This is a genomic window from Chroococcidiopsis sp. SAG 2025 (assembly GCF_032860985.1).
In the GTDB taxonomy this organism is placed as follows: domain Bacteria; phylum Cyanobacteriota; class Cyanobacteriia; order Cyanobacteriales; family Chroococcidiopsidaceae; genus Chroococcidiopsis.
The window spans coordinates 4,699,776-4,716,542 of the sequence record NZ_JAOCNC010000001.1; the positions used below are offsets into that span (position 1 = coordinate 4,699,776).

13 protein-coding genes and 2 pseudogenes are annotated in these 16,767 nt (G+C 43.9%); 3 read left to right on the forward strand and 12 right to left on the reverse strand.

Annotated features, from left to right (window positions below; all coding sequences use genetic code 11):
* Window positions 1-93: 93 nt before the first annotated feature.
* A pseudogene (locus tag N4J56_RS41260) lies at window positions 94-1,059 on the reverse strand (zinc-dependent alcohol dehydrogenase family protein).
* A 125-nt stretch (window positions 1,060-1,184) separates the two neighbouring features.
* Here N4J56_RS41260 and N4J56_RS23100 point away from each other — a divergent pair.
* Window positions 1,185-1,535: a helix-turn-helix domain-containing protein gene (locus tag N4J56_RS23100; RefSeq protein ID WP_317108577.1), complete on the forward strand. Its 351-nt coding sequence runs from the start codon at window positions 1,185-1,187 to the stop codon at window positions 1,533-1,535.
* A 262-nt stretch (window positions 1,536-1,797) separates the two neighbouring features.
* Here N4J56_RS23100 and N4J56_RS23105 read toward each other — a convergent pair whose 3' ends face one another.
* The 4 genes from N4J56_RS23105 to N4J56_RS23120 all read right to left on the reverse strand — a co-directional run bounded on the left by N4J56_RS23105 (window position 1,798) and on the right by N4J56_RS23120 (window position 4,062).
* A complete protein-coding gene (locus tag N4J56_RS23105; RefSeq protein ID WP_317108578.1) occupies window positions 1,798-2,376 on the reverse strand; it encodes a hypothetical protein in 579 nt (192 codons plus the stop codon).
* Between the two features lie 97 nt (window positions 2,377-2,473).
* Window positions 2,474-2,815, reverse strand: coding sequence for an AraC family transcriptional regulator (locus N4J56_RS23110; protein WP_317108579.1), 342 nt, complete (start codon window positions 2,813-2,815; stop codon window positions 2,474-2,476).
* Between the two features lie 192 nt (window positions 2,816-3,007).
* Window positions 3,008-3,568: a DsbA family protein gene (locus N4J56_RS23115; protein ID WP_317108580.1), complete on the reverse strand. Its 561-nt coding sequence runs from the start codon at window positions 3,566-3,568 to the stop codon at window positions 3,008-3,010.
* Window positions 3,569-3,663: 95 nt separating this feature from the next.
* Window positions 3,664-4,062 carry a RidA family protein gene (locus N4J56_RS23120; protein ID WP_317108581.1) on the reverse strand — a complete coding sequence of 133 codons (399 nt, stop codon included), beginning with the start codon at window positions 4,060-4,062 and terminating at the stop codon, window positions 3,664-3,666.
* Between the two features lie 329 nt (window positions 4,063-4,391).
* On the opposite strand from N4J56_RS23120, the gene N4J56_RS23125 reads away from it, so the two are divergent.
* Window positions 4,392-4,559 (forward strand): hypothetical protein, encoded by a 168-nt coding sequence (locus tag N4J56_RS23125; RefSeq protein WP_410500371.1) that lies wholly within the window; start codon window positions 4,392-4,394, stop codon window positions 4,557-4,559.
* Between the two features lie 12 nt (window positions 4,560-4,571).
* Here N4J56_RS23125 and N4J56_RS23130 read toward each other — a convergent pair whose 3' ends face one another.
* The 5 genes from N4J56_RS23130 to N4J56_RS23150 form a co-directional block, all read right to left on the reverse strand.
* Window positions 4,572-5,330, reverse strand: coding sequence for a flavodoxin family protein (locus N4J56_RS23130; RefSeq protein WP_317108582.1), 759 nt, complete (start codon window positions 5,328-5,330; stop codon window positions 4,572-4,574).
* Window positions 5,331-5,535: 205 nt separating this feature from the next.
* Window positions 5,536-6,165 carry a response regulator transcription factor gene (locus N4J56_RS23135; protein ID WP_317108583.1) on the reverse strand — a complete coding sequence of 210 codons (630 nt, stop codon included), beginning with the start codon at window positions 6,163-6,165 and terminating at the stop codon, window positions 5,536-5,538.
* A gap of 12 nt (window positions 6,166-6,177) precedes the next feature.
* Window positions 6,178-12,876, reverse strand: coding sequence for a PAS domain S-box protein (locus N4J56_RS23140; protein WP_317108584.1), 6,699 nt, complete (start codon window positions 12,874-12,876; stop codon window positions 6,178-6,180).
* A gap of 204 nt (window positions 12,877-13,080) precedes the next feature.
* Window positions 13,081-13,335 (reverse strand): beta/gamma crystallin-related protein, encoded by a 255-nt coding sequence (locus N4J56_RS23145; protein ID WP_127025366.1) that lies wholly within the window; start codon window positions 13,333-13,335, stop codon window positions 13,081-13,083.
* Between the two features lie 147 nt (window positions 13,336-13,482).
* Window positions 13,483-13,737: a helix-turn-helix transcriptional regulator gene (locus tag N4J56_RS23150; RefSeq protein ID WP_317110695.1), complete on the reverse strand. Its 255-nt coding sequence runs from the start codon at window positions 13,735-13,737 to the stop codon at window positions 13,483-13,485.
* 120 nt (window positions 13,738-13,857) lie between these two features.
* Between N4J56_RS23150 and N4J56_RS23155 the strand changes: the two are divergent.
* A pseudogene (locus N4J56_RS23155) lies at window positions 13,858-14,757 on the forward strand (transposase family protein).
* Between the two features lie 390 nt (window positions 14,758-15,147).
* Here the strand turns inward: N4J56_RS23155 and N4J56_RS23160 are convergent.
* Both N4J56_RS23160 and N4J56_RS23165 read right to left on the reverse strand, forming a co-directional pair.
* Complete coding sequence (locus N4J56_RS23160) at window positions 15,148-15,882, reverse strand: SDR family oxidoreductase (protein WP_317108585.1); 735 nt, start codon at window positions 15,880-15,882, stop codon at window positions 15,148-15,150.
* Between the two features lie 30 nt (window positions 15,883-15,912).
* Entirely contained in the window at window positions 15,913-16,680 is a 768-nt protein-coding gene (locus N4J56_RS23165) for an SDR family NAD(P)-dependent oxidoreductase (RefSeq protein WP_317108586.1), read from the reverse strand.
* Between the last annotated feature and the right edge of the window lie 87 nt (window positions 16,681-16,767).

The window sequence follows — 16,767 nt, forward strand, 5'->3', positions numbered from 1 at the left end:
AAGGCGGTAGCCACAAGGTATTTGCTAATATTTGAAGTTGTGCTATTTGGGCTATTTTTCAGGTGACGATTTAAAGCGATCGGTGAGGATAGTCTAACTTTTGGTAAATTCCAGCACAATTTTCCCTTGCGCTCCCCCCTGCTCTAAACGTTGATGTGCTTGAATTATCCGATCCCAAGACAGCGTTGAATCAATGACGGGGCGAAGCTGAGTACGCTCGATTAGTTTTGTCAAAGCATCTAATTTTGCTCGGTACTGTGGCGTGAAAACAAAATGGATAGTCAGATTCTTGCCCCATGCTTCGATGAGTGATTGCGGCGTTTCAGTGTCTACAATGCTCACAAGTCTGCCGAATGGGCGAATAATTTCTAGGCTACGCTGGATTGTTTGTTCACCGATCGTATCCAAAACTAAATCAACACCTAGCCCGTCTGTTTCCTGACGAATAACTTCCACGTAATCTTCGTTTTTGTAATCAATGGCTCGATCTGCGCCAAGTTTTTCACAAAATCGAGATTTTTAGAACTGCATGTTGTAAAAACGTAGGCTCCCCATCTTTTGCAAGTTGAATTGCAAGAGAGCCAACGCCACCAGCACCCGCATGAATTAGAACCGATTCCCCAACTTGAAGATTGCCTCTCGTTACTAGGCAATCCCAAGCCGTCCCCCTGCAAGCGGAAAACACGCTGCTTCAATGTGCGACAAGTTAGAAGGCTTAAGCGCAACAATCCCTGCATCAGCAACATGATATTGAGCATAGCTGCCAGATTCTCCAAAAATCTGCGGCGAGTAATAAACTTCGCTTCCTACCTCAAAGTCTGTCACTGACTCTCCAACTGTCTCAATCACTCCTGAAATGTCAACTCCGATAATTGCTGGTAATCGAACCAAGTCTTTATAGTCACCACGGCGAGTCTGATAATCAACTGGATTGATCGATGTCGCACACACCCTTACTAGAACCTGATTAGGTTTTGGCATTGGCTTGGGCACAGTTTGAATCTCAAAACTCTCCGCACCACCAAATGTTGTCAGTACGGCTGCTTTCATACATTCCATCTCTGCTAACCATCCTTGCTTTAGAATCAACGGTAAAGGTATTTCGATATCACTCAACGTATAGTGGTTCTCTCTTGTCCCGCAAGTCAGCACCATCTAGTAAGGTAGTTACTGTTTAGTCGCAAATGCACTCATCACAATTCCGTAGCTTGCAAAAAAAAATCTCCGCTTCTCAACCAACTGTGGCTCATATCGTGGAGCATACTCTTGGCTGTAAATGGATGCTGGAAGTTTTACGCTTAATTCGTCAAGGTATCAACCGCCCAGGAGCAATGACTCGTGCAATTGAGGGATTGACAACTAAGGTTTTGAATGAGCGATTGGTAGATCTCGTCAACTTTGGTATTGTCGAGAAAGTTGCTTATCCTGAAATTCCGCCCCGCGTGGAGTATAAGTTGACTGCCTTTTGCTCTCGATTCGTTGAAATTCTGGATATTATTGATGATCTAGAAGAATATTACCAAAGTCGCCTCTAGAGCATTGGGATAGATAGTAGCTTATGTACAAGTTAAAGCACAGCCCAACAACCGCGCTGCACCGGGACGTTTCAATATGGTCGGTTGAGTCGCAAAGGTTGTCTGCGTCCGGTGAGCGCGACCGTTCGACTGAAGTAATGAAAATTTTCCCTTCGCCAAGTTTGAGAATCCGAATTGCGTCTGTAATCCTGAGACAACGTAAATGCGTCAAATTTTCTTAGAGTGACAGAAGAGGGTTACTCATTTTTAGTTGCGATCGCGCTTAGCGATCGATCAGTGCGTTTGAGGGCAAGCTCGGATCGAGTGCCTTACGCGCACTTTCAACGCCTACAACGGGTAACGTACTAGGATCGAGCAAGCCGAGTTGAACCAATACGCTCGCCTGATCCCAGTAGATGTGTTCGTGGGCTAGCTTGTCGCCACGGAACTGAACGATCGCTACCAATGCCACTTCAACCCGTTTAAGAGTCGGAGCAATGCCAGGTAGCATCCAGTCCATTCGGATGGTATGAGTGAACTTAACCAGCATTTCATCGACAAGCCGATCGGTTCCAATCGTGCGCGAGATTGGGATTAGCTCCATGTCTGGCGGTATTTGTGGAATGCCGTATTTGGAATAAAACTCGCGCAGTGCTGGTTTCCCTACTCCCCCGGTCATTACCGGAATGTCATTAACATAAGCATCCTCAACCATCGTGGCAAGAGCATCTTCAACGTTGTGAGTGCCAAACTCGTGTCGCAGATGCTCTTCCCAGAGTGATTGCAAAAACTCCTGGGCTGGTGTCAGGTTGCTAGTTGCCTTTCCATTTGCTTGTTCGTCTACAGATTGCTGTTTGACCATGATTGGATTCTCCTAGTTCTATCTATTTAAAGTGTATTGAGTTTCAAGGCTCGACTTCTTTCAAATTCTTACAATGATTTGTCAGATTCTTGTGGAATTAACGAACCTGCTTTGGTGTCATTCCAGTAATTCGCTTAAACTGTTGGTTCAAATGGCTTTGACTAGAAAACCCAGTTTGGAAAGCGATATCAGCAATGGTTAAATCCGTTTTCGATAACATCGATTTCGCCCGTTCCACCCGTTGTTGAATCACGTACTGATGCGGAGAAATTCCCATCGTCTGTTTGAATAAACTGGCAAAGTAAGTCGGGCTGATATTGATAACGCTGGCAAGTTCAATCAGTGACAAATCTCGGTCAATGTAAGTGTGAATATAGTCAATCGCCTGCTGCAATTGGGTGGGAGTTAAGCTTCTGCGATCGAATGTAATTGTTGACATGGTTAAGAAATAGATAATTATGGATAACAAATTAGGCAAAAGTCAGCGATTGAAATTAAGTAGCTTGATGGTAGTAATAAACAGAGGAAACATAACCTTTGCTCCAAAAATTAGGCGCGTTGAAACCGCTCGAATCCTGAAAACGCAAGCCTTCGAGTATGGGGTTAACCACCGCGTAAATGGTTGAGGAACTTAATGACTTGCAGTAACAATAGCTGCCGTCAACTGCGTATTGTTCCAGCGCCCAGTGTACCGAATTCCATTGATAAATAAAGCTGGGGTAGCCGTTACTCCACTGTGTAATCCACTTTGGATATCTTCATTGATGCGAGCAACGTGCGCTTTTTTAGACATATTTTGCAGAAAATGAGAGATATCAAGTCCTAGATAATTGGCATACTCCACAAGATAGCCGTTTCCCAATTCTTGTTGATGGGCGAACAAAATGTCATGCATCTGCCAAAACTGACCTTGGGCGGCTGCTGCTTCCACCGCTTGAGCCGCGTGTTGAGCGTGAGGATGAATTTGTACCTGGGGAAAATGACGGAAGACAAAGCACAAATTATTCTCCTCAAGAGAACTATTAAGTTCTCGCCCAATTGCTTTAATCAGTCGATAAACCTTTGCACTTTCAGAACATTGGTAATCTCCATACATGACTAGCATCACAGCAGCACTCAACACACCTTGTATGCGATCTTGGGTTGAAGGAGGGACGAATAAGAAGCTGTGGTTATGGTCGTCGTAGCTCATCTTTGGTGCGTTTTTTCTAAAGCCAACTCAAATCCTGATGTATTTTGATTATTTCCTCCGATCGTTCTTAAACACGCATTTCAGAAATTAGTTGGTCACTTAAGTGCTGCTGTTGCCTCAATCTCAACTAAGATTTCTGGATAGGCAAGTGAGGAAACACCGATCCCAGTAAGAGATGGACGCGACTCTCCCAGATATTGCGCGAGAATCGGTGCGATATCCCCGATGAATTCCCCAAGTTCACCGCGAACGTAGACGCGAAGGCTAAGCAAAGACTCTTCCGAGCTTCCCGATGCCTCTAGGACAGTGGTTAGGTTAGCCAGCGCCTTCTTTAGTTGCCCCGCGACGTTATGGCATGAAACTTGCCGATTCGCGTCCCAGTCAACTTGACCAGAAATGTAAACGGTAGCGGATGCGCGATCGATCACCGCTTGGGACATTCCGAACGGACTTCCATCATAAATCTGTGGCGGATTGATAAGTTGCTTTCTCATTGTGTCTAATCCCTAAATAAATAATTTTTTGAACGTTCTACCATTTTTGTCCTGTACTTAAAGCAAACTTAGTTCTTACAACTAATTGCTGTTAGTGTTTGCATAAATTCAATATATAAAATTGACTCCAACTTGTCGTCCATATCGAGTTGAAACTTCTACTCAGTAAAGCGATTGATGAATCAGTCCATCAATCAAAGGAAGGTTGACTCCAACTAAAGTTGGAATCCAAATTCAAACTCTAGTACGACTTGCTTAGAGATTATTTATAAAGTCAAAATGTATTGGACGCAGTGCAGGAGGATTGAGTACAAAAATCTATACCATATGTGATGCGCTATTGTAATCCCGCTCAATTTTATTTAACTCCAGCACAAGCCCATGACCTAAATGGAGCAGATGCTTTATTAGCCAATGTTGAAGCTGATGCTTTTTTGACAGACAAAGCCTATGATGCTCAAGAGCGATCGCAACTTATTACCCAGGTCTTCTTTTGAGGCAACAACTCCCTATACTTTGTGTTCTGGATTTTTAAAATCACTCTTACAACCTGCATCCCAAACTTCAGGTTGGTTTCCATGAGCGGGAATGCCTTGATTATCTTTCAACATTCTTGCCAAATGCATACAGTTCCAAGTTAAGAAAGTTGTGTTTCTGTTGGTAAAATCGTTTTCAGGGCCACCAGAACCAGGATCTAAATAAGAAGGGCCAGGACCAACTTCTCCCAACCATCCCGCATCGGCTTGTGGGGGAATTGTATAACCAATATGAGAAAGAGAAAATAAAATATTCATCGCGCAATGTTTAATCCCATCTTCGTTACCAGTGATTAAAGTTGCACCGACTTTTCCATAATCTCGATATTGCCCTTTTTCGTTTAAAACATGAGTGTAACCATACATTCTTTCTAAGACTCGATTACAAACGGAACTTTTTTCTCCCAGCCAAACTGAGGTACACAATACCAAAATATCAGTTTCATCAATTTCTTTTTGAATTATGGGCCAATCGTCTCGATCCCATTCATCCGTTTGGGACATATCTAGCCCAAGTCCTGCTGGTATTTCATAATCTACAGGTCGAATAACTTTAGCTTGAACTCTATTGGCTTCAAATATATTTTTAGCAAGATGAATTACACCCTCGGTATGAGATAAAACAGGAGTTCTATTAAGAGTGCAGTTCAAAAAAAGAACCTTGAGGTCGTCATATTTTGCTGGTGCATTTTGACACTGATTTTCAGTTATTTGTTTTAGCTGTTTTGACATTGTTGTCCAAATTTTCTGGGTGTAAAAATAATTTAAGACTTATGTACAGCAACCAGAGCTAAAGTGAGCAATGCATCGGCTTACTATACTGGGAGAAGAGTCCTACACTATAAAATTAAACCAAACTGATGCTCGACACAACAAAGTATAGAATTAGTCATCCCAATCATTAGATTTTTTTAATCTTTACTTCAAAAATAGTCTCTTACAAACTCACAATCCCGCGTTTAACGGCAACAATCACCGCTTGGGTGCGATCGCTCACGCCTAACTTACCTAAAATTCGATTCACGTGGGATTTGACCGTACTTTCACCGATAATTAAGGTAGTAGCAATGTCTAGATTGCTCATCCCCTGCGCCATCAAACCAAGTACCTCTAGCTCTCGATCGCTCAGTTCTGGATTGCTTAGGCGCTGCACTAGTTTTGCTCCCACTAGGGGCGGAATATACTGCTGACCGCGAGCCACTATGCGAATTGCCTGAAGCAGCTCGTTAGGTTTAGCATCCTTAAGCAGATAGCCTTGAGCGCCTGCGTGCAATCCCCGATAGATATCTTCATCACCATCGTAGGTTGTGAGTACGATAATTCGGGCAGATTTAAATTGGGCACAAATAGCACTAATGGCTTCCACCCCTCCGACTTGCGGCATTCGCAAATCCATCAGCGTCACATCCGGTTGGTGTTGGCGAAAAAGCTCGAGCGCCTGCTGTCCATTTTCTGCAGTAGCGATCGCCGTCATTTCTGGATCGCGGTTCACGATCGTTGCCAATCCTTGCCTGACAATGGAATGATCGTCAGCAATCAAAACTCGAATCGTAGCGGATTGGCTCATGACGATCCTCACTCAAGAATTGACAACGACAACAATTTCTGTTCCTTGCCCAGGTTGGCTCTCAATCCGCAATTGCGCTCCGATGCGCTCTGCTCGTTCGCTCATGCCCAACAATCCAAATCCGCCAATCGGTGGCACGCTACCAACTCCAAAACCCCGTCCATTGTCTTTAACTCGCAAGCAGCAGCGTGCATCGTCATAGACCAATTCAATTCTAATTTCGCTCGCGTCAGCATATTTAATCGCATTTGTCAATGCTTCTTGTCCGATCCGCAGGAAGTGATTTTCCACCTCGGCAGGTAAAGGATAGGCTCTACCCTGAATTTGGTAAATTAGCACAGTATCAGTAGTCGCTCTCATCAGAGTTACTAGGCGATCGAGGGCAGTGGATAAATCGCCATCCTCTAACAACTGGGGACGAAGTGCTGTGACCGATCGCCGCGCCTCAGTCAGTCCGGTGCGTGCTAATTTCTCGATCGTGTCTAAATGCGTTTGGATAGCTTCTGGATCGTCTGTTAGTACTTGAGTTGCCGCACCGAATTGGATCAGAATGCCTGTAAACGCCTGGGCGAGTGTATCGTGAATTTCGCGTGCCATGCGGTTGCGTTCTTCTAGAATTGAAGTGGCTTCTGCTTGCTTTTGCAGCGTAATATCTCGCGCCAGCCAAATCACCTGTTCGTGCCGAATCGGGGCAATGCGAGCCGAAAACCAGATCTCTCGTCCAGCGATCCACTGACTGTATTCAACGGTGAGTATCTGTTGGGTTTTCACCGCCTGCTGAATATAACTCAGGAATTCATCGGCTTGTTCCTTGGCATAGAGTTGATGCAGTGTTTTGCCAATATACTCCTCCCTACATAAATCTCCATAGGACGGATTCCCTTTGATTGCACAGACCAATTGCCCTTCAGTAGTGAAGATGAAAAGCGGATCGGGAATGGCTGAAAAGAGTGCCCGTAGTTCTGCTTCAGAGGCTTGCAGCGCAACTTCTGCCTGTTTGCGATCGCTAATGTCTGCAACTACACCTTCCATGCATCCATCGGCTGCATTCAAACGAGAGGAGTAAAGTCCCCAAAACAATGTACCATCTCGTTTTCGGAGCTGCACTTCAAAATTTCGCAGTTCATCATTCCACTTCAGCAATTCAATGGCTTTGTGGCGATCGCTGGAATTTACATAACAGTCTGTAGTCTGTTTCTTCCCAATCATCTCATCGGGTGAATCATAGCCAAATAGATCCGCAAAGCGTTGATTGGCATCGAGAATTAATCCATCCGAGAGGCGCGTGCGGAAGATCCCTACCTGTGAATTTTCAAAGATATTGCGAAACTTGGCTTCACTGCGCTGTAGAGCTGCCTCGGCTTGTTTGCGCCCTGTGATGTCATTGCCAACGGATAGAATTTCCACCACCTGTCCCTGTTCATCCAAAATTGCCTGATTTGACCAGGCAACCCAAACCCGTCTGCCGTCTCGACACAGGTTTTCATTCTCGACTTGCAGATAAGATTGCAGATAAGATTCAGGGTCGTGAAACAGGTTTTGGACAAATGGTTTGAGATCGCGCCCACAGCTATCGATTTCTGGAACGATCGTTTCGAGTAAGGTACGCCCTAAAATCTCGTGTACCTCATAGCCAAAAAATTCCAGCCCGCAGTCATTCAAGTATTGAATCCGTCTTTGCATATCACAACGAACGATGATTGAATTCGCAGTTTGTATCAGGTTTCGATAATTCGCTTCACTTTTCTGTAACGCAGCCGTTCGTTCTACGACCTGTTGTTCTAAAGTCCGGTTGTAATCGGCTAGTAATTTCTCGGCTTGTTTGCGCTCGGTAATATCTTGAAAAGCGGCGATCGCATAAGCTATATTGCCCCGTTCGTCATAAACTGGCGTTCCCCATGCTTCAACTGGAATTGTGCTGTTGTTTTGGTGGATTTCTACATCATCAACTCTAGTACGTTCACCACTCAACGCCCGCACAATCGGCAGTTTCTCAGTTGGATATTTTCGCTTGGTTCCCGCCAGATAAGTTTGATAAACTTCTGCAAGTCGATCCGGTGTTAGGGAAGGATCGATACCCTTACCCAATAGCTGAGTTGCCTGCTGATTAAAGTAGTAGGGGCGACCTGCTGCATTCAATACTCCAATGCCCACCGGAACCGCTTCTAGAAATTGTTTCATTCTACTCTCGCCTTCACATAGTTTTGAGTAGAGCTTGGCATTTTCAATAGCGATCGCTGCCTGGGTTGATAATAGGTGCAAAACTTGCGATCGTTCAGTTGTAAATGCCCCAATCGCCAATTGATTTTCGAGATACAGTACGCCAACCAGCTTCGCTTGGTTGAGCAATGGCAAACAGAAAATAGATTTGGTTTGGTGCTGTTGAATGTATGGATCGTTGATAAAAATACCTTCCCTCGTCGCATCATTTAAAATGACAGATTCATGAGTGCGGATAACACAATTAATAATTGTTTCGGGTAAGCGATTTGCGGTTGGGATCGATTGCAGCAATTGTGTAGTGTCAACATTCTCACCATCTACATGACTTAATTCACCTGACGCTTCAATTGCCCATTCTCCTGCGTTTTCCAGAATCAAGTATCCGGTTTGTGCGCCAGCATTTTGAATTAATATCTGCATTAAGGAACGAAGCAACTGCTCTAGTTCAATTTCACGAGAAATCGCCTGGGATGCTTTCAGTACCGCCGCCAAATCTAAAGCGATGGGTGAGTTATTATATGTGGTTCCAGAAGTGGTAGGAACTGACGTGGGGTATGCCCTAGAAGACTGAGGAAAGAACTGCGGATAGCGACTTTCTAAATCTTTAACTTTAGCTAAAGCGCCCCAGCGTTCATAGCAGTAGTGAGCTTCTTTCATGTAGGTTTGGGCAAATTTTTCCCGACCTCGCGCTAGATAATGTTTAGCCGCTAATTCATAAGCTAATGCTTCTTCTTGGATAAACTCATGCTCAGAAGCACCTGATATAGCGCGTTCGTAAAACTCTTCAGCCTCAAGAAATTGCCCTAAGACTCGCGCTTTCTCTGCCTCAACCAGGTGATATTTATGGAGATAATTCATTGGGGCATATTCTGCCCATTTTTGCATCTTTTCTTGGTTGGTACTAACACAACTTAGCCAAGCTTCCTTTTCAGAGCTTGAAGCATCGAGTGATAGGTTCAAAAGCACCAGAGAATGGTAGAAACAGAATAAAGGTAAAACCGTTATTGCTGTCACCTCTTCAAAATGTTGCCTTGCCGAAACAGCAGTTTGTGCAGCTTGACGATCGTCCCCAAATAGATAACACAGTATAAGTTTGTTTAAATAAAAGTAGCGAATTTCAATTCCGTCTTTAACTGCAATAGCGTGAGATAGCGCTTGCTCTTCATCATATATACTACCAATTAAACGGCTAGGATTCTCAGACCTACCTAACAGATTCAGGATTGTCTGCCACAACATTGCAATCCAATTAGAGGGGTTTTCTCGTCTGATTTGTCCGATCGCTTTGCTGTAGGTTGCCGTTTTTTGTTCCAGTTGGGTGAGTGACTCACCAACAAAAAACGAGCGATGACATGCATAATATGCAGAATAGCCAGCGAATTCAAAGTCTCCGGTTTCCACTCCGTTTTGATAAGCATCAACCAGCATTGGTATTGTTTGCCTAAAATGTACCTTCCAATGCATGACATGGATACTCGACACCATTAATGCTTTAGTATCTCCTTTTTTGGTATTCAATCGTTCTACCAAGCCCAGAGCCAATTGACCAAATTTATAACCTCGTTCAATGTCTTGAACGACTCCACATAGAACAAATCCGTAGTTAGCATAACTCATTGGCGACCAGGTAGCGTTACCGTATTCGATCGACAAATTTACCCTTTTGCACACAGTCAGTATCAACAGTGCTGGTGACATTATAAATGCAGCACCCGCGATATTCGCCAGGATATACATTGCTGCTAGCGGTTCTGGTGCGGTCATCTTTGGTAGATTAATTAGGTCTTCGATTTCTCGTCCAGCGAGTATTGCAGCTGTTGACTCCAATTCTCTTTCAACATCTAACTGACTTGGAGTTTCTATTAAGATTACTTCTAGCAACTGCAACACTTCCAGTCCAATTTTTATTGCTGATTTCGGGTTGCCTTGTGACAAATATCTTTGAATTCTGCTATCGTAAACCTGCACTTTGTCGATCGCTGTCTTCGCATTGTTGAGTACCACTTCTACGAATTGTTCCATTTCATCAAAGCAACCATGAAGATACGCTGCTCCTGCTGCTTCTGAATACAGTGCTAAGGTGAGGTCATACTCATTGAGCCAACTCTCTGTATTGAGGAGTTTAAGCCCTGTATTAAAATACTTAAGAGCCGCTTCATAAGCCGTTGCTGCTTTGGCTTTCTGACCTGCAATTAAATTCAATTTGGCAATTTTATTTTGTTGGGCGCGATCGCTGACCAATTCAATTCCCCGATTGAGATGATCCACGACTTCAAATAGTCGCTCCGATCGCTGCTGGAGTGAAGCTTTTTCGATTAAATTGCGACCGATTTGGAGATGAACAACTTGCTTGTGGGACTCATCTATTAAGGCGTATGCTGCTTGCTGTACGCGATCGTGCAAAAACTTATACTCTTGAACTAACAAGTTTTCGTCTAATTCCGATAAAGGTTGAATTAATCCAGCATGTATTGCAGCTAGTAAATCTAGAGAAATTGCTTTGGGCGATTTTTCACAAACGATCGCTAAAGTTTCTAAGTCGAATTGGGAGCCAACACAAGCGGCTAAGCGGAGAATTTGCCGTGTTTCTTCTGGCAATTTCTTCAACTGGAGCAGCAGCAGTTCCACCACATTATCGGTGATATTTCGGGCTTGAATTTGAGCAATATTCCACTGCCAGTTCAACTGTTTCGCATCAAAAGTCAGCAGATTTTCGCTATAGAGCATTCGCAAAAATTCACATGAGAAGAAAGGGTTGCCCTCGGTTTTACGTAACACTAATTGGGCTAAATCACGAACGGTGTCAGGATTACGATCTAGCGTCTCGGCAATCAATTGATTCAACGATTCCAACGTTAAGGGTGCTAAGGTAATCTCCTGAAGCACTGCCCTTTGTTTTCGCAATTCTAAGAGCGTCAATACTAATGGATGCGTTGGAGTTACTTCATTATCTCGATAGGCTCCAATCAAAAATAGATATTGGGTTTGCTCGTCAAGTAATATTAGCTCGATTAACTTTAGTGTGGCTGAGTCGATCCACTGCAAATCGTCTAAGAAGATTACCAGGGGATGCTCCTTTGAACAAAACACCCGCACAAACTTTTGAAACGTTAGATTGAAGCGATTCTGTGCCTCAGTTGCTCCAACGGATGGTACAAGTGGCTGCTTGCCAATAATTAGCTCAACTTCTGGGATTGCATCAATAATAATTTGTCCGTTGCTGCCCAATGCCGCAAGTAAATGCGATCGCCACCGTTGCACTTGCTCATCTGGTTCCCCTAGTAGTTGCTGCACCAATTTTTGCAGAGCCTGAGCGATCGCGCTGTAGGGAATATTGCGATCGAATTGGTCAAACTTACCCCAAATAAAATAGCCTCGCTTTGCCGTGATGGGTTGGTAGAGTTCCTGCACCAATGCTGATTTGCCTACTCCCGCGTAACCAGAGACTAGCATCATCTCGACGTTGAATTGAGCATTTTCTTCATTCCCCCTTTCGACTACTCTGTCAAACGCCGCTAATAATGCTCCAATCTCTGCTTCTCGTCCATATAGTTTTTGGGGAATGTGAAACTGCTCGGAAATATCTTGAAGACCTAATTGGATGCGATCGATGCGACCGATGAGGGTAAATTGGCGATCGCAGGTTTCCAAATCTGCTTTAATTCCCCAGGCACTCCCATAGCGATCTTGGGCATTTTTCGCCATCAATTTCATGATGATGTCTGAAACTGCTTTGGGGATCGCTGCATTCAATTCGTGAGGCGGAACGGGCGTTTTGGCAATATGGCAATGAACTAACTCCAGTATGTCGGTTGTCGGGAACGGTAGCTGTCCTGTGAGCAGTTGATAAAATGTCACACCCAGCGAGTAAAAATCAGTGCGGTAATCGAGCCAACGATTCATCCGTCCCGTTTGCTCAGGAGAAATGTAGGCAAGTGTGCCTTCTAATACATGAGGACTTTTGAAGGTTGGATTGGTGCGGTTAAACTGGGTGGCAATGCCGAAATCAATGAATTTAACTACGCCCGTATCTGGATTGAAGACGATGTTACCAGGATTGATATCTTTGTGGATGATATTAGCGTGATGAATTCCGCCCAGAATTTCTGTAATGTCAATGGCTAATCGGAAGAAATTGGATAAGGGCATGGGGCAGAATTTTTCTGGACGTTGGCGCATCCATCTTTCGATAGATTCCCCACCAAAATCTTCTAGGAGAATAGCGAGCGTGCGTTGATAGTCTTGCTGGCTGTATGCCTTGACAACTCCTGGGAGATTCAGGGAGCGGGTAATTTCATATTCCTGTTTGTAGCGGGTTAATTCTTGAGGCGAGGGATAGTCTTGCTTAAGCAGTTTAACGACAATTGCCTCTGGCAGTGCGCTTCGCGCAATCGCCTGCCCGTCTTGCTCTCTGATGCCCCGATACACAACAGATGCCGAACTCTCATAGATTTTGCTGTGGATGGCAACTCCAGGTAGGGCAATCATACAATCTCCCGATGAGTGTCATCTGCTATATCACAAAGTATATCGTTATTAGTAAAGTTTTTCCGCAGCGATTGGAGTGCAGCATCAGAAAAATACGATAACTTCTGGCTAGAAGCAGATTGTCAGCAATAGATTGTTTCTTGCTTTTTCTACTCTTACAAATAGGTAAAGAAATAGGGTAGATAATCCACCCTATTTCTTCACCTACCTAATCCTACGGAAGGATGTGATTGAGTCGTTAGGAATGGTTCCAAGACCTATGTTAGGGTAACGTCCTGGTCCTAAATCGGCAGAAACACCCCGATATTGGGAATCTGTAAAAAATCTCCAAGTTCCCTGATTGATGACAATTGAAGTAACGCGATCGTTAACATCATTACCCACATTTGGAGTGTCACTATTTGTTTCCACTAACTTTCTTCTGAAATTGCTGTCGTTATAGAGTTCTACAGCAGCCATTGTTTTTCTCCTTTGTGTATTGGGCAGATTTAGACAGAAGATGAGAGAGTGTTTGCATTTTCTCTATCTCCTTGTTTTGTCTATCCCAAGTGTAAAGAGTTCCAATGCTCAACTTCTTTCAGATTCTTACAACGATTTATCAAATTCTTATGATGAAGGGCGCACCTGTTTTGGTGTCATTCCCGTGAATCGCTTAAACTGTTGAGTTAAATGACTTTGACTGGAGAAACCCAATTCTAACGCAATGTTGGCGATCGCTAAATCCGTTTTTGACAGCAGCATTTTCGCCCGTTCCACTCGCTGTTTAATCACATATTGATGCGGAGAAATACCTGTAGCGCGTTTGAACAAACTAGCAAAATAAGTGGGGCTAATATTGATGACTTTGGCAATTTCAACCAGCGATCAATCTCGGTCAAGGTGAGTGTGGATATAGTCGATCGCTTGCTGTAATTAGACTTGTCCGAAATATAAATTTATGAGAGAAAAAGATGGTAGGTGTGTTTAATCTGTCCTACCATCATGATAAATCCAATTGATTATATTCATAAGTACCCCGCTCGTAGCAAGCAGATTGTGGGAATCAGCTACAAGCAGTTTCTTCAATTAGTGCAACAGGCAAGTTTACGTCAAAGTCAACGGCGTTTGCGGCTTGAACGAAAAAAAATCCGATTGAATGCAGTTGGAGGTGGAAGGAAACCAATTTTATCAACGGAAGCAGGGGTTGGTTTGTGTCTATTTTACCTACGGCATCTACCGACGTTTGAGATTTTAGGGTTACAGTTTGGCATTTCTAAAACCTCTGCGAATGACATCTTCCATTACTGGTTAAAAATCTTACGAGAACTTTTACCAGCGAGCCTGTTAGAGCAAGTGAAAAATCAAGCGAGCGAGTGTGAAGTAGTGCAGGAACTATTGATGGAATTTGAATTATTAGTAGATAGTACAGAGCAGCACAGAGAGCGACCTGGGGAGTATAAAGAGCAAAAAAAGTTTTTTTCGGGCAAGAAGAAGAAACATACCTTTAAAAACCAGTTCATTATTCTTCCCCAAGCACAAGATATTGTAGATGTGATAGTGGGTCAGCCTGGTCCTACCAGTGATATTAATCTGTTGCGAGAACAACAAAACAAGTTGGCTACAGGGCAGCAGTTCAAAGGCGATAAAGCTTACATAGGAGAAGACAATGTTGCCACTCCACATAAAACACCTAAGAAGCGGGAATTAAGCGAGAGTTAAAAAGAAGAAAACAAAGTCAATTCTTGTAGCCGTATTATCATAGAAGACCTGATTAGAAGAGTTAAAGTTTTTCAAATTGCTGCTCAAAGATTTCGTCTGCGTCCTCAAACTTATCAACAAGTTATATTAACAGTTTGCGGATTAGTAAGACTACGAATAGGAGCGTTAATTTTACCTACTTAAACCGATGAAAAAGGAGCGATCGCCATGAGTTAGCATCAATTATCTTTTCAGATATTACTAACTGCAACTATCTCAAACGCCTATATTTAGGTTGAAGCTGGCTGGGAATCACAAGATGAATCACATCTCCCAAAGCCTGCTACAGCAGGCTTTTGAGAATTTTCGGAAAGGTCTATTGGTGATGTTGCAAAAAATTCTATCTACTTCCAACTCGTTGCATCACATCAAAAACATCAGTACGCCAGTAACTCTTCATAGCTTGTTCTAGGATGTATGTGCAAACCACACGATCGACGATCGTGAACTGATGTATGTTACTTCTGGGCTAAATTTCTCTTTTCAGCAGAATGTCAGTTTTTGTAAGACTTCGTTACAAACTGTGAGTGTTGCCTAGAATGCGCTCTTCGTTAGTCGGACAATGACTTCGTTAACATCAACATCGTCCGGCTGGGACACCGCATACAAAACGGCTCTGGCGATCGCATCTGGAGTGAGTGCGGTTTTACGGATTTCCTTCATTAGGTCTAGTGCCACATCATCTGTAATTTCTGCGCCAAGTTGGGTTTCAACCACACCAGGAGAGATGGTGGTGACGCGAATATGCTTCGATTCTTGCCGCAGTCCTTCGGAGATTGCCCAAACTGCATATTTGGTGGCGCAATAAACAGCGGCAGTAGGCACTACCACATGTGCGCCGATAGACGCTGTATTGATAATATGTCCATTGCCTTGTGCCTCCATAATCGGCAAAGAAGCTGCAATGCCATTCAATACACCACGGATATTCACATCGATTGTCGTATCCCATTCCTCAACTTGCAAGTTCCTCAATGGGGACAGTGGCATCACACCTGCATTGTTGAAAATGACATCGACGCGATCGAACTTATCTAGAGCAAATTCAATAAAGGCTTTCACATCAGAGCGGTTGGCGACATCGAGAGCTTTAAATTCGGCTGTACCCCCCCAGTCGCGGATCTGCTGGACAATCTTTTCCAGCTTTTCGGTTCGCCTTGCCCCTAGCACGACATAAGCACCGTTTTGAGCTAATAACTTCGCGGTAGCTTCTCCGATGCCACTACTGGCTCCAGTAATCGTAATGACTTTGTTTTCTACGTTTAACATGATTTTTCTTGCTATTGAAGTTGATATGAGTTAGAGAGATTGACCGCCAGAGACTTCAATTCTCTGTCCATTCACCCATCGATTATCTTCAGACAGCAACGCCGCGATTGCACCTCCAATATCATCCGGCTCACCCACACGACCTAAAGCCGTTTGCGACGCGATGAAGCTGTTAATGTCTGAATTGTCACGCACCCTACCACCTGCAAAATCGGTAGCGATCGCTCCTGGGGCGATCGTATTCACTGCAATTTGCCTGTTTCCCAATTCCTTTGCTAAGTAACGAGTCAGAACCTCGATCGCTCCTTTGGCGCTGGCATAAGCGGCATAGCCTGGATAGGTAAAACGGGCAAGACCAGACGAAAGATTAACAATACGTCCTCCGTCTTTCATGAAAGGAAGTAGTTTTTGGGTGAGGAAGAAAACCCCTTTCACATGAGTGTTGAACAAGCGATCGAACTCAGACTCAGTCGTTTGTGCAAAAGGTGCATGGATACCAATTCCAGCATTATTGACGAGAAAATCAAACTGCTCGGTTTGCCAAATATCCTGAAGGGATTGCTTGACTTGCGCCACAAACGTGTCAAAGGTTTTGATGTTGCCTGTATCGAGGTGCAGTGCCACAGCTTTACCACCCATTGCTTCGATTTGAGAGACAACGGATTTCGCTTCTGCCTCACTGTTGCGATACGTGACGATCGCATCAACTCCTTTTTTTACGAGTGCTAAAGCAGTACTTTTGCCCAATCCTCGACCCGATCCCGTAACTAAAGCGATTTTTGCTATGTCTTTCGTCATTGCCTTATCTTCTACAGTTACAATTGAGATGACTTCATCCTACGAATTGAATTGGGCTTTTCAAATGCCTAAACCTATTGGATGATT